General features: G+C 47.3%; 15 protein-coding genes. 9 read left to right on the top strand and 6 right to left on the bottom strand.

The genetic code is table 11. The annotated features are described in order from the left end of the window. The first annotated feature begins 24 nt into the window (after positions 1–24). Entirely contained in the window at positions 25–621 is a 597-nt protein-coding gene (locus GC178_12365; GenBank protein MBI1288358.1) for a GNAT family N-acetyltransferase, read from the top strand. On the opposite strand, the gene GC178_12360 is transcribed toward GC178_12365, so the two are convergent. The 3 genes from GC178_12360 to GC178_12350 all read right to left on the bottom strand — a co-directional run bounded on the left by GC178_12360 (position 618) and on the right by GC178_12350 (position 2,772). Continuing rightward, positions 618–1,028: a hypothetical protein gene (locus GC178_12360; protein ID MBI1288357.1), complete on the bottom strand. Its 411-nt coding sequence runs from the start codon at positions 1,026–1,028 to the stop codon at positions 618–620. The two genes, GC178_12365 and GC178_12360, sit on opposite strands and share 4 nt — an antisense overlap. Continuing rightward, a complete protein-coding gene (vsr, locus tag GC178_12355) occupies positions 1,025–1,405 on the bottom strand; it encodes a DNA mismatch endonuclease Vsr (GenBank protein MBI1288356.1) in 381 nt (126 codons plus the stop codon). Before vsr ends, GC178_12360 begins: the two co-directional genes overlap by 4 nt. Positions 1,406–1,611: 206 nt before the next feature. Beyond that, positions 1,612–2,772: a peptidase M19 gene (locus tag GC178_12350; GenBank protein MBI1288355.1), complete on the bottom strand. Its 1,161-nt coding sequence runs from the start codon at positions 2,770–2,772 to the stop codon at positions 1,612–1,614. Between the two features lie 48 nt (positions 2,773–2,820). On the opposite strand from GC178_12350, the gene GC178_12345 reads away from it, so the two are divergent. After that, on the top strand, positions 2,821–3,213 hold the full coding sequence (locus GC178_12345; protein MBI1288354.1) for a hypothetical protein: 393 nt from the start codon (positions 2,821–2,823) through the stop codon (positions 3,211–3,213). A 6-nt stretch (positions 3,214–3,219) separates the two neighbouring features. Here GC178_12345 and mntH read toward each other — a convergent pair whose 3' ends face one another. Together mntH and GC178_12335 are read right to left on the bottom strand one after the other, a co-directional pair. Next, positions 3,220–5,103 carry an Mn(2+) uptake NRAMP transporter MntH gene (mntH, locus tag GC178_12340; GenBank protein ID MBI1288353.1) on the bottom strand — a complete coding sequence of 628 codons (1,884 nt, stop codon included), beginning with the start codon at positions 5,101–5,103 and terminating at the stop codon, positions 3,220–3,222. Between the two features lies 1 nt (position 5,104). Continuing rightward, positions 5,105–5,761, bottom strand: coding sequence for a metal-dependent transcriptional regulator (locus GC178_12335; GenBank protein MBI1288352.1), 657 nt, complete (start codon positions 5,759–5,761; stop codon positions 5,105–5,107). A 170-nt stretch (positions 5,762–5,931) separates the two neighbouring features. Here GC178_12335 and GC178_12330 point away from each other — a divergent pair, with 170 nt between their 5' ends. The 6 genes from GC178_12330 to GC178_12305 all read left to right on the top strand — a co-directional run bounded on the left by GC178_12330 (position 5,932) and on the right by GC178_12305 (position 11,001). After that, positions 5,932–7,365 (top strand): peptidase M17, encoded by a 1,434-nt coding sequence (locus GC178_12330; protein MBI1288351.1) that lies wholly within the window; start codon positions 5,932–5,934, stop codon positions 7,363–7,365. Next, complete coding sequence (locus tag GC178_12325; protein ID MBI1288350.1) at positions 7,365–7,904, top strand: hypothetical protein; 540 nt, start codon at positions 7,365–7,367, stop codon at positions 7,902–7,904. The genes GC178_12330 and GC178_12325 overlap by 1 nt, the downstream gene beginning before the upstream one ends. Positions 7,905–8,054: 150 nt before the next feature. Continuing rightward, positions 8,055–8,669, top strand: a complete 615-nt coding sequence (locus GC178_12320; protein MBI1288349.1) for a 2,3-bisphosphoglycerate-dependent phosphoglycerate mutase — start codon at positions 8,055–8,057, stop codon at positions 8,667–8,669. Positions 8,670–8,860: 191 nt separating this feature from the next. Continuing rightward, a complete protein-coding gene (locus tag GC178_12315) occupies positions 8,861–9,271 on the top strand; it encodes a hydrolase (GenBank protein MBI1288348.1) in 411 nt (136 codons plus the stop codon). Continuing rightward, positions 9,271–10,095, top strand: a complete 825-nt coding sequence (gene map, locus GC178_12310) for a type I methionyl aminopeptidase (GenBank protein ID MBI1288347.1) — start codon at positions 9,271–9,273, stop codon at positions 10,093–10,095. The genes GC178_12315 and map overlap by 1 nt, the downstream gene beginning before the upstream one ends. 141 nt (positions 10,096–10,236) lie before the next feature. After that, a complete protein-coding gene (locus tag GC178_12305) occupies positions 10,237–11,001 on the top strand; it encodes a methyltransferase domain-containing protein (GenBank protein MBI1288346.1) in 765 nt (254 codons plus the stop codon). On the opposite strand, the gene ygiD is transcribed toward GC178_12305, so the two are convergent. After that, positions 10,998–11,825 (bottom strand): 4,5-DOPA dioxygenase extradiol, encoded by an 828-nt coding sequence (gene ygiD, locus GC178_12300; protein ID MBI1288345.1) that lies wholly within the window; start codon positions 11,823–11,825, stop codon positions 10,998–11,000. The genes GC178_12305 and ygiD overlap by 4 nt on opposite strands. A gap of 206 nt (positions 11,826–12,031) precedes the next feature. Between ygiD and GC178_12295 the strand changes: the two genes are divergently transcribed. Beyond that, complete coding sequence (locus GC178_12295) at positions 12,032–12,487, top strand: GNAT family N-acetyltransferase (GenBank protein MBI1288344.1); 456 nt, start codon at positions 12,032–12,034, stop codon at positions 12,485–12,487. The last annotated feature ends 4 nt before the right edge of the window (positions 12,488–12,491 follow it).

Genomic DNA, 12,491 nt, shown 5'->3' with positions numbered 1-12,491 from the left:
TTCCGAACTTTCAGATATTGCAGAATGCATCACGGTTTTCGATACCCGAATGAGCAGGGAAGATTCTTGGTCAGGCCAATTGTTCCTGAAGACCGACCGATTCTTGATTTGGCCTTCAAGGAGCTCTCGCCACAATCCAAGTACATGCGCTTCTTTCAGTCGGCAAGTCGCCTAAGCGATTATCAACTGGAATATCTTACCCATCCAGACGGAGTGAATCATGTGGCCTGGGCCATTTTGGACACCACCTTTTCTCCTCATCGAGGCGTTTGTGCCATGCGGTTCATCAGATTGAAGGACGACCCAGAAGTGGCGGAAGTGGCCATTACCGTTATCGATAGTTATCAGGGGCAAGGACTTTCCAAGGTCGCCTTTTCGGTAATGAATCTGCTTGCGAGCGAGTTAGGGATCAAGCGATTTCGGCATCATGTGCTTCATCAGAATTCGGTTGCGAACAACAGCTTAAAGAAGCTGGGAATTCTTTCAAGCCATGTTGAAAGTGGCGTCTATATCAAAGAAACGCATGTATTTGCTTCGGCAAAGGAAATGTCCGATCATCCTCAACTGGCAGGTCTTAGAAAGACGATGATGTTCGTTCAACAGAAGTTGAAATTGGATTAGCTGTATTTGTTGATGGAATGGTGGTCGGTATTGTCGCGCTCTATTTCGTCCTTCACCGCCTCTATCCGTTTGGCAATGAGCGATAGTTCCATGTGTCCGTTGGCTTTCAACCATGCGAAAGCCGCTTCGTCACCATCTCCCACCAAAGCCACTTTTGCAAGCGGTTCAAAACCATTCGCCAGTAACCAAGCTACTGCTTTCGGGTCTCCTTCGGCACCACGGATAGTGGCCATCAATGCTTGAAAACCATTGTCCATCAGCCACTTTCTGGCTTCTTCGTTATGGTACAGCGCAAACACAAAAAGTCCCAATTCCCTGTAGCCGTTGGCGAGCAGCCAATCGCGAATCTTCTTATTACCACCAATGGCTTCGGCCCACGCCACCAATATTTTGGATGGATAATTCATCTTATGGAAATCAATAATTGACGGACACGTTCAATTTGGGCCTTCAGGTCTTCTTTCATTTCACATTCCCAAATTACGAGAACCGTCCAACCTTCATTCTTCAAAGCTGCCAGTTTTTCTTTATCGCGCTGAACATTGCGGGCGAATTTCGCCTCCCAGAATTCAGAATTGTGTTTGGGCATTCCGAGATGGCATTTGGGACAGCGATGCCAGAAACAGCCGTTCAAAAAGATGGCGATCTTTCTTCCAGGAAAAGCAATATCAGGTTTGCCTGGCGCTTTCTTCCAATGGAGGCGGTAACCACGGATGCCTGCTTCCCAAAGTGCTTTTCTGAAAAGGATCTCTGGCTTGGTGTTCTTGCTCTTGTTGGAGCGCATGTATTTGCTCACCGTTTCGTTCAGCGGTTTCGGAGAGCGGTTGTCACGACTATATGGTTTTGCAGACTTCTTCGCCACAATGCGAAGGTATTACACAGAAAAAATTGGAGGGTTTGAGTTTCGCGGAGATTTGAGAATGAGCGAATCAGGGATTTCACTTTTTCTCGGTGCGTCTCTTCTCCTCAACAAATTCTCTGTGCAAAAACTCAAGGCAGATTTTCAAGCAAAAATCGCTTCAGGTTCTCACCCATAATTCCCCGAATCTCTTCTTCTGTGAATCCTTGTTTCAGCATTTCTTCCACCAAAAGCGGAAATCCCGTGCAGTCGAACTGTGTTTTCACCGAGCCATCGAAATCGGAGCCCAAAGCAACATACTGGTAACCGACAAGGTCTTTCACGTACTTCATGGTCTTCACAATATTCTTTGCCGATGGATCACCGATAGCCTCTGGAAAGAAGGCAATGCCGATGAGGCCGCCTGTGGCTGCAATTCCTTTCAGGTGCGCGTCTGAGAGATTGCGTTGCGAATCGACCATGCCTCTTACGCCCGTATGTGAAGTGAGGATCGGTCTGGTGGTCATGGCCAATACATCATCAATAATTGCTGGTGACGAATGTGCCACATCGATGATCATCCCAAGCTCGTTCATGCGTTTGATCACCTGCTTCCCGAAGTCGGTCAATCCCGCATTGGAAACACCATGTGCCGAACCACCAAGTTCGTTATCGAAAAAGTGAGTAGGCCCCATCATGCGCACGCCAGCGTTCCAAAGACCATCCACATTTTCCAGTTTTCCTTCCAGGCAATGCGCACCTTCAACGCCCAGATAGCCCGAAGCCAATTGTCGGTCTTTGCTTCTGTCCTTCAGGAATCCTTCAAGTTCATTTCTGTCATGGATCACACGGAATTTTCCATCCGATTTCCTGGCAAACCTGTGTAAAGCTTCACATTGATCGATGGCGCGTTCGTACAGACTGAACCAACTATCAATGCCCCGACCTTGGGCAATGACCAGCGTAGTGATGTTGTCTGTTTCGCCCGTGTTCTCCTGCATGTTCTGCCCTTTGGGCGATTTGGTCACAATGGTAAACGCCTGCAACGCCACGTTTCCTTCCAACATCCGTGGAATATCCACCTGTCCGTGATCGTTTCGTTTCAACAGGTTTCTATCCCAAAGCAGCGCATCGCAATGCAGGTCGCCCACAAAATCAAGACTGTTGTACAGGGTTTGCGCCTCTTTTGAAACTACATACGGCCCTTTATCTATGACCGTGTTGAATTTATCATCGACAATTCCTGGAACGATCAGCGTGATGAGCCAGTAGATCAGACCAAGGCCAAGGAGGAGGTAAGCGAGCTTCTTCATTTTGCTAAGGTATTCTATTGGCTACATTTGTAAGTAAACGTTGACGTTATGAGATTGAAGTATGCAGCGATTGGGATGATGTTTTTGTTTGCCGCGTGTAAGCATAAAGATGAGGTTGACCTGCTGAACAAGTGGCATTTGATCGAGCAGCTTGCAGATCCTGGTGATGGAAGTGGCACGTTTCAACCTGTGGACAGCGAAAAGACCATTCAGTTTTTCAACGATGGAACGGTTTCATCAAACGGTTCACTTTGTACCATGAACACCGAAGTTGGCAGCGGTTCTACTGGAACTTACAATACTACCGACAGTACGATCACCGTTGATGGCTGCGGCAATCAGCTGCCCTATCCGATGACCTATCAGATGGAGGGGCAGTTTCTTATTCTCAACTATCCGTGCATTGAGCCTTGCCGCGAAAAGTATGAGCAGGTGGATTGAGCGCAATTACGCCTGAACTACCAACACGGGAATACCCACTTCATGGCGAACGGCATCAATGGTTGTTCCGAACAACAGGTCTTTCAATATGCGGTGGCCATGAGCACCCATGACCAAAAGGTCGGCATCGAAAGCCTTCACTAATTCGGGAATACTCTTCTTTGGGTTTCCATAACCGAGTTTGGTGGTTACTTGATAACCTTCCGATCGGAGGCGTTGTGCGTACCGTTCCAGATTTTCGGTATCCTCTGATGTTTCAAAATCCTTGATCTCACTTCCCAAGTAGAGTGCTCCTGCGGTTTCAACTACGTGAAGAAGTAGGAATTCCGTGTTTTCATTTCCCAACGGAAGCGCGTGGCCGAGGATGACCTCATCGGTATCGCTAAAGTCGATGGCAAGCGCGATCTTCTTGTATTCGGGGCGTGTCCGTGGTTCCATTTCCTTTGCCACACCGTGCGGTAGTTTGATCGGTCGGTTCAAGTATTTGATGATCAAAGGTCGGAACGCCACCCAGACCAGCAATAGGCCGAATCCAATGGCGATGGGGACCACGGTCAACCAAAGAATCAGGCTGTCCTGCGAGTTTGCCATCCAACTGGCAATTTCCTCATATACCAATTTCACATTCAGACCAACGATAATGACCGCGCACACCCACGCTCCGAATTGTGTCAAACGACCGATCGTGAACGGCCCCATCCGTTTCTTATCGCTCACAAAATGAATAAGTGGAATGATGGCGAAACCAAGTTGAAGGCTGAGTACAACTTGACTCAGGATCAGGAGGTCGTTGGTTGAACTTTCGCCAAAAAGGATGATGGCCACCAAAGCAGGAATGATGGCGAGCAAACGTGTAATGATCCGCCTGATCCATGGTTGAATCCGCAGATTCAAATAACCTTCCATAACTATTTGCCCCGCAAGAGTGCCCGTAAGTGTGGAACTCTGTCCAGCTGCGATTAATGCAACAGCAAAAAGTATCGGTGCCAATTTTGAACCGAGAATGGGTTCTAAGAACTGGTGTGCGTCCTGAATTTCGGCCACATCGAACATGCCATTTTTAAAGAAGGTGGCGGCCGCAAGTATCAGGATGGCGGCATTGACGAAAAAGGCCAGGTTCAGCGCAATGGTAGTGTCAATTAGGTTGAAGCGGATGGCTTTTTTCATGCCACGTTCCGTTCGCTCATATTTTCTTGTTTGAACAAGAGATGAGTGCAGATAAAGATTGTGCGGCATTACCGTGGCACCGATGATCCCGATGGCAATGTAAAGGGCTGCATTGTCGGGGATGGAAGGGGCAAACCCCGTTGCGATTTCGCCCAAAGATGGTTGTGCAAGCACCATTTCCACCAAAAAGGCCGCACCGATAATGGCAACTAACGCCAATATGAAAGCTTCCATGCGTCTCATCCCATTATTGATCAGGAAGAGGAGTATGAATGTATCCAGCACCGTCAGGCAAACGCCCCAGATCAATGGCAGTCCGAACAGTAATTGAAGTCCGATGGCCATTCCCAGCACTTCGGCCAGATCGCAGGCGGCAATGGCCACTTCGGCCAGAATGTAAAGCATGAAGTTGACAAACGGCAGGTAAGTTTCCTTGGATGCCTGTGCCAGGTCGCGGCCACTTACAATGCCAAGTCGGGCTGAAAGACTTTGGAGTAGCAGGGCCATGATGTTCGACATCAGTAGCACCCAAATGAGTGTGTAACCGTATTGGCTTCCACCCGCGATGTCTGTGGCCCAATTGCCTGGATCCATGTAGCCGACACTGATCAGGTAAGCAGGTCCCATAAAGGCCAAAAGCTTCTTGAAAAAGCCTTTTTTCTCCATAGTGTTCACCGACTGATGAACCTCTTCCAATGACTTTCCTGCGTGTGTATGCTTCATTTCAATAAGCAACAAATATGTTTTTCGCCACTTCGTGGCTGAGTTGAACGATTTTCCCGTTCAGTTCAATTTCTACCGATCGGTCGAAGTCGTGGCGTTCTGTGAGTTTGAACTCCACGCCAAGGTCCAGTCCGATCTTCTTCATGTATGCCAGAAAGCTTTCAGAGTGCTCCGTTATTCCCATCACTTTCGATTGCTTTCCAACCTCAAATTCATCCAATTTTACACGTGCTGGAGCGGGGAAATTCCCTTCGCTGTCAGGAATCGGTCCGCCATGCGGGTCATATTTCGGGAAGCCTAAAAATCTATCCAGCCGTTCCACCAGAACATCTGAATTGATGTGCTCCAACTCTTCGGCAACGTCATGCACTTCATCCCAGCCAAAACCAAGATTATCCACAAGAAAAACTTCCCAAAGGCGATGCTTTCGGATGATGTTCACCGCGATCTTCTGTCCCTTTTTCGTGAGAGTAACGCCCTGATATTTCTGGTAGTTGACAAATTTTTTAGCTGCCAATTTCTGAAGCATATCCGTAACCGATGAAGCTTTCGTGTCCAATCGCTCTGCCAGCGCATTGGTGCTCACACCCTTGTCGGATTTCTTCGAGAGCTTGTATATCTGCTTGAGGTAATTTTCCTCCGTGAATGAATTGGCCATTTGGAACACAAAGGTAATTTTATTTATCTAATATTATTTTTAGCCTTGTCTAAAATTGTGGCGATGAAACCAGTTTCAGAAGCCAAATTGGCAACGACTTTAACAATAGGTAAGGTATTGGTAACGGCTTGGTTGCAATTGGTTACCTTGCGCGCCCTAAAAATCAGCGAATGAAGAGTAGTGGATTGATTGAATTGAAGAAAGCATCCAAGCCAAGTGGTGCGGTCATTTATTTGGTTTCGTCCAAAGATGATCTTGGAAAGATAGATGCACTTGGAGACCTGAAAACCAAAGTGGAAGAACGGGTTGGAGATGATGAACTGGTGTTTTTTGTTCCTTCATCTCAGGATGGAATGGCAGTTGCCAAACCGAAGAAGGACGCGGAGAACAGCTATCGTTTGCAGCATGCGCGTGTGCTCGGAACCAAGCTGAAGACGCTTCTCAATCGCGAGAGATCGAAATCGGCCAGTATCGTGAATTTGGGTCTTGAGAAAGATGAGCTGTTGGCGGTTTTGGAAGGAATTGCACTTTCAAACTATCAGTTTCTTACCTACAAAACAGGCGATGGAAAGAAACCGAACACGCTTCAGAAACTGAGTGTGGTTTCCGATCTGTCTCAAAAGGAATTGGATGAACTTTCAGGATTGCTTTCGGCCGTTTTCGCTGCGCGCGATTTTGTGAATGAACCCGTCATTACGCTTACTGCGACCGAATGGAGCAAACGCATAGGTGAACTCGGGAAAGCCACAGGTTTTACCACAACCACCTTCGACAAGAAGAAGATCGAGAAGCTGAAAATGGGCGGTCTTTTGGGTGTGAACAAAGGTTCGGTGGAGCCACCGACCTTCAACATCCTCGAATGGAAACCGAAGAATGCCAAGAACAAGAAGCCGATCGTTCTGGTAGGTAAAGGCGTTGTTTATGACACAGGTGGTTACAACGTAAAGACCGTTCAGATGGCCAATATGAAATGCGATATGGGCGGTGGCGCGGCCGTGTGCGGAACGATGGCAGCCATTTCGGCCAATAAGTTGCCTGTTCACGTGATCGGTCTTATTCCCGCAACGGACAATCGCATTGATGGAAAAGCGCTGGTGGCCGATGATGTCATTACCATGATGAGCGGTTCGACCGTGGAGGTTTTGAACACCGATGCGGAAGGCCGTTTGATTCTGGCCGATGCGCTGCATTACGCCAAGCAATACAAGCCTGAACTGGTTATCGACCTGGCGACCTTGACAGGCGCTGCGGCTCGAATAACCGATTATCACGGAATTTCCATGTGTGCCGATAAAGCACCTCAAAAGGAACAATTGAAAGCGAGTGGCGAAACCGTCTACGAGCGTTTGATGGAGTTCCCGATGTGGAAGGAGTTCCACGATGCGATAAAGTCGGAAGTGGCTGATATTAAGAATATTGGAGGTGCAGCAGGTGGTAATATCACGGCTGCAACATTCCTCCATCATTTCACGGATTATCCTTGGATCCACTTGGATATTGCGGGACCCGCGTTCATGGACAGCACCAAGGATTATCGGTTGAAGGGCGGCACGGGAACGGGCGTGCGATTGTTGTACCATTTCATCAAGAACAATTACGCCTAATGGCGAACGTGCAGGCGTACGGAAACGCGATCTATCGTTCGGTGGCTTTGCCTATCGGTGATGCAACGAATGCTGCTGAACTGATTCTTGAAATGCAAAATCTACAGAAGCAATTGGCCTGTCCGTTGGTTTCGGCCAAGCACGTTGGACTGAATTTGCAGGCATTTATCATCAACCTCAATTATGCACGTCCAAAACCTGAAGATTTTGAGGCTGTTTTCATCAATCCGAAGCTGATTTCGAGTAAAGCTCCGTTGGTTTCAGGATTGGAAGAAGATATTAGTCTTCCGAGGCTGTCGGTTTCCATCGAACGGCCAAAACAAATAGAGGTCTGTTTTTTTGATGGGGATCTGAAGGAACAAACGGCAACGTTTTCCGACCTTGCGGCCCGTTTGGTGCAGCAGGGTATCGATCAACTGAACGGAATCACGCTCATCGATCGATTGAACACGCATCGGCAGCGTTCAGTAAAAGGACACTTGAAGCGCATCGCGGAACGCAAAATTGAAACGAAATACTCTTTGGAGTGGGACGAGTGACAAGAGATAAGTTTACAGAGTTGACGGAGTTTATAAAGTTGAATTCAATAGCAATTCTGTTGGTTTTGACGTATTCGCATATTCGTACTTATTCGTTATTCGCTACCCATACAAACTAATTAACTGGTCAACTAATCAACTGAATACTAAATGAAACCATACGCAAAACTGGTCATCGTCCGCCACGGACAATCGCAATGGAACGCAGAGAACCGCTTTACGGGTTGGGTCAACGTTGACCTTGCTCCGAAAGGAGTTGCGGAAGCAAAGGAAGCTGGCGAGAAACTGAAAGGTTACAAATTCGACAAGGGTTTCACCTCAGCCTTGGTGCGTGCTCAGAATACGCTGAAGAATATTTTGGAAGTGATTGGTCAACCTGATCTTGAAGTAGTTGAGAATGAAGCCCTGAACGAGCGCATGTATGGCGACCTGCAAGGCATGAACAAGGACGAGGCACGGGCACAGTTCGGTGCAGAGCAGGTTCATATTTGGAGAAGAAGTTTCGATACACCACCTCCGGGAGGTGAAAGTCTGAAAGGAACGGCCGACCGCGTACTGCCTTATTTCAAAGAGGTGATTGAACCAGAACTGAAAGCAGGCAAGACCATTATCATTGCGGCTCATGGAAACAGCCTTCGTGCATTGATCATGTATCTCGAAAAACTGTCTCCAGAGGAAATCCTGAAAACGGAAGTGCCAACAGGTAAACCGAAGCTGTACGAGTTCGATAAGGATCTGAACGTAATTCGGACAGATTACATCTAAGACATTATTTAGCCACTGATGCACAGATTACCACAGATTTTCACAGAGATGAGTCAGAGAAATCCGAGAAAATCTGTGCATCCGTGGCGAATTCATGTTTTCAAAGCAATTGTACACTTAGCGTCTTTGCGCCTTTGCGTGAGGAACACAATACCTAACTTCGCGGCATGGATATGATGATGGGCAAATCGCTGGTCATTGCGGTCGATTTTGACGGAACCGTGGTGGAGCACAAATACCCTGCTATTGGCAAAGAAATGCCCTTTGCGTTTGCTACGCTGAAGGAACTTCAGAAACGCGGTCACAGATTAATTCTATGGACGTTCCGCCATGGAAAAACCTTGGATGAAGCCGTGGAATACTGCCGTCAGAACGGAATTGAGTTCTATGCGGTGAACAGAAGTTTTCCCGAAGAGCAGTTTGATTCGAATGAAGCCAGCCGCAAAATTGATTGCGATCTGTTCATTGATGATCGGAACGTAGGTGGATTTATCGGTTGGGGCGAGATATTCAGAATCATTCATCCAGAAGCGGCTGGCGAACAGATGCATCAGCCGAAGCAGAAGAGTAAAGGAATGTTCGGAAAATTGTTTGGAGGATAATGGCAGTACTGAAGACGAAAGAGCAGATTGAATTGATGCGGGAGAGCGCCTTGGTGGTTTCGCGCACGTTGGGCGAAGTGGCCAAACTCATCAGACCAGGCGTTACGCCATTGGAATTGGATAAAGTGGCCGAAGAATACATCCGCGACCAAGGTGCCGTGCCAGGGTTTTTAGGTTACGGTGGTTTCCCGAATACGCTTTGTACTTCTGTAAACGAGCAGGTGGTCCATGGAATTCCTTCCGATAAAGCGCTGGAAGAAGGCGACATCATTTCTGTTGACTGTGGCGCGATTCTGAACGGTTACTATGGCGATCATGCGTTCACATTTGCCGTTGGTGAGATCAAGGATGAAGTGAAGAAGCTTCTGAAAGTGACAGAAGAAAGTCTTTACCTCGGAATTGAGCAGATCCGATCTGGAAATCGAATTGGAGATGTGGGCTACGCGGTGCAGCATCATGCCGAAAAACATGGTTACGGAGTTGTGAGGGAATTGGTAGGTCATGGTCTGGGCAAGAGCATGCACGAAGATCCCGAACTTCCGAACTATGGAAAGCGAGGAGATGGTAAAAAGATGAAGGAAGGTCTGGTGTTGGCCATTGAGCCGATGATCAATCTTGGAACAGCCGATGTTGCACAATTGGAAGATGGCTGGACCATCGTTACATTGGATGGAAAACCTTCCGCACACTTCGAGCATGATGTGGCCATCGTTGGTGGAAAACCTGAGATTCTTTCCACGTTCAAGTACGTGTATGATGCACTTGGTTTGGAAGATCCGTTCAAAGACAGACAATCGTTTTATCAAACTCCAGTAGAGAAATGATGAACATGAAATAGCCACAGATGCACAGATTTGCTCTGATTTCAGTGATGATTTAAGTTCTCTCCGTGAAAATCTGTGGCAATCTGCGCATCCGTGACCAAACGAATTTCACTCATAATTATCAATTAATAATTCCGAAGGTTGTTTCATTTCCTGCTCAGAACCATCCCGCGCCCAATCCTCATTAGACTGAGCTACATCTTCAGTTTCTTTTCGCCTGTTTTTTATGGTGGGAACAAGTACGAATGTCCCGTTTGCGAAGGCCATTTCCGTAAGTTTTTACCGTATGGTTATGATGGTGCTGCCAAACGTGAGAACGTGCTTTGCCCTAAGTGCTTAACGCTTGAAAGACACCGTGTGCTTTGGCTTTATCTCAAAGAACGAACGGACTTCTTTACCAAGCCTCGAAAGATGTTGCACATCGCGCCCGAGCAACCCTTTTTAGGTCGTTTTAGGAAGATGAAACATTTGGATCTGACCACGGCCGATCTCTTTTCGCCTTTGGCGGATGTGAAGTGCGATATTCAGGACATGCCGTTTGAGGACAACACCTTCGATGTCATTTTCTGTAACCATGTTTTGGAGCATGTGGATGATGACCACAAAGCCATGAGCGAGCTCTACCGCGTGATGAAACCAGGCGGATTCGGCATTTTCCAAGTTCCGATCGATTATACGAATGAAACCACGCTGGAAGACCCAAATATCACTTCTGAGGAAGATCGAGTGAAATACTATTGGCAGAAAGACCATGTGCGTCTGTACGGAATGGACTATCCCTCAAAATTGGAAGTGGTCGGCTTCAACGCGCAGCGCATCGATATGGCAGAAGAGGTAGGCGATGAACTCCGCGACCGCTACCGCTTAGGGTATGGCGACAAGGTCTATCGGGTGGATAAAAGCTAACCGATCTTCACCGAGGTCATGCTCAGCGAGCCTGCCATCAGTTTATCGTTGAAGAGTTCCAGATCTTCAGATTTTCCTTTCAGTCCGAGTGTGTAGATAAGCGGAAGAAAGTGATCAGGAGTTGGAATGGCCAATTGATAGGCTTTTCCTTGATCTCGGTAATCCAATAGTGGTTTGAAATCGTCATCCAGTATGTGAGAATTGATGCTGGTGCGCGCTTCCATGGCCCAATCGTATCCGTGGTTTTCCTTGTTGATGTTCGGCCAATCTACCATGCGCAGATTGTGAACAATATTTCCGCTGCCAATTATCAGAACGCCCTTTTCGCGTAGCGATTGAAGCTTTGAAGCCAACTGGAAATGATATTCTGGCGGTTTAGTATAATCGATGCTGAGTTGAATTACTGGTACATCCGCATTCGGATAAAGATGCTTTACCACAGACCAAGTACCGTGATCCAAGCCCCAGTCTTGGTCGAGCCCGACATGTTTACCCAATAAACGTTGTGTTTGAACGGCCAATTCTGGTGAACCTGGAGCTGGATATTGCACATCGAACAACGTTTGTAGGAACCCTCCAAAATCGTGAATTGTTCTTGGTTGTTCCATGGCCGTGACCATGGTTCCTTTGGTGTACCAATGCGCGGAAATACACAGAATGGCATTCGGTTGCGGCAATTCCCTTCCAAGTTTTCGGAAATTCTGTACGAAGTCGTTTTCCTCAATGGCGTTCATTGGGCTTCCATGACCCAGAAAAAGCACGGGCATTTTCTCAGTAGAAGAAAAGGTTGCTGTAAACGATCTAAGACTATTGAGTGGATTCATTGAGAGTGCGATTGGAGCTGCGGACAGCGCTTTTATGAAGGATTTCCGTTTCATTCAATGTTTAAACATTGAAATTATGGAAATGTTTGAAATGTCGGGTAGCGATGCTCTCCGATTTAAGCAAAACCGATCTGGTTTCCGTTTGATGGATCAAAGAAATAACCCTGAAAATTTGGAATTCCGCTTAATGATGTTACAATGGGCGGATGATCATTTCAAATTCTATAGAAACACGGGTGTTCGATGCGCTGGAGCGTCCGTCTGAACTTCAGAAGCGCGAAATAGTTGATTTTCTTCACGAACATCTTCAGGAATACGGAGACCCGAAGGAGCAGATTCTAAGGTGCCTCAACTTCGCGGTGAAGGAAACCACATCATTCGGTGGGTTTGTCATTGTCTCGTACGATAAGGACAAGGTCACAGGTGCCGTGATTGTGAACCGAACAGGCATGGGTGGCTACATTCCAGAGAACATTTTGGTTTACATCGCCACGCATCAAGACTACCGAGGGCAGGGCATTGGCAAGAAGCTGATGGAGGAGACACTGAGTTTCGCCAAAGGCGATATTGCCTTGCATGTGGAGCACAACAATCCTGCAAAGAAACTTTACGAGAAGTTCGGTTTTACCAACCCGTATCTGGAGATGCGCCTAAAGCGATGATCCG

The sequence above is a fragment of the Flavobacteriales bacterium genome (genome assembly GCA_016124845.1).
Classification (GTDB): Bacteria; Bacteroidota; Bacteroidia; order UBA10329; family UBA10329; genus UBA10329.
The sequence above is the reverse complement of the archived record's forward strand: the minus strand, read 5'-3'. Positions and strand labels throughout refer to the sequence as shown.

What these genes read in the sequence shown, in the direction of transcription:
- GC178_12365 (MBI1288358.1), top strand. Translation starts at nt 25, where the DNA reads ATGCATCACGGTTTTCGATACCCGAATGAGCAGGGAAGATTCTTGGTC.
- GC178_12360 (MBI1288357.1), bottom strand. Translation starts at nt 1,028, where the DNA reads ATGAATTATCCATCCAAAATATTGGTGGCGTGGGCCGAAGCCATTGGT.
- vsr (MBI1288356.1), bottom strand. Translation starts at nt 1,405, where the DNA reads ATGCGCTCCAACAAGAGCAAGAACACCAAGCCAGAGATCCTTTTCAGA.
- GC178_12350 (MBI1288355.1), bottom strand. Translation starts at nt 2,772, where the DNA reads ATGAAGAAGCTCGCTTACCTCCTCCTTGGCCTTGGTCTGATCTACTGG.
- GC178_12345 (MBI1288354.1), top strand. Translation starts at nt 2,821, where the DNA reads ATGAGATTGAAGTATGCAGCGATTGGGATGATGTTTTTGTTTGCCGCG.
- mntH (MBI1288353.1), bottom strand. Translation starts at nt 5,103, where the DNA reads ATGAAGCATACACACGCAGGAAAGTCATTGGAAGAGGTTCATCAGTCG.
- GC178_12335 (MBI1288352.1), bottom strand. Translation starts at nt 5,761, where the DNA reads ATGGCCAATTCATTCACGGAGGAAAATTACCTCAAGCAGATATACAAG.
- GC178_12330 (MBI1288351.1), top strand. Translation starts at nt 5,932, where the DNA reads ATGAAGAGTAGTGGATTGATTGAATTGAAGAAAGCATCCAAGCCAAGT.
- GC178_12325 (MBI1288350.1), top strand. Translation starts at nt 7,365, where the DNA reads ATGGCGAACGTGCAGGCGTACGGAAACGCGATCTATCGTTCGGTGGCT.
- GC178_12320 (MBI1288349.1), top strand. Translation starts at nt 8,055, where the DNA reads ATGAAACCATACGCAAAACTGGTCATCGTCCGCCACGGACAATCGCAA.
- map (MBI1288347.1), top strand. Translation starts at nt 9,271, where the DNA reads ATGGCAGTACTGAAGACGAAAGAGCAGATTGAATTGATGCGGGAGAGC.
- ygiD (MBI1288345.1), bottom strand. Translation starts at nt 11,825, where the DNA reads ATGAATCCACTCAATAGTCTTAGATCGTTTACAGCAACCTTTTCTTCT.
- GC178_12295 (MBI1288344.1), top strand. Translation starts at nt 12,032, where the DNA reads ATGATCATTTCAAATTCTATAGAAACACGGGTGTTCGATGCGCTGGAG.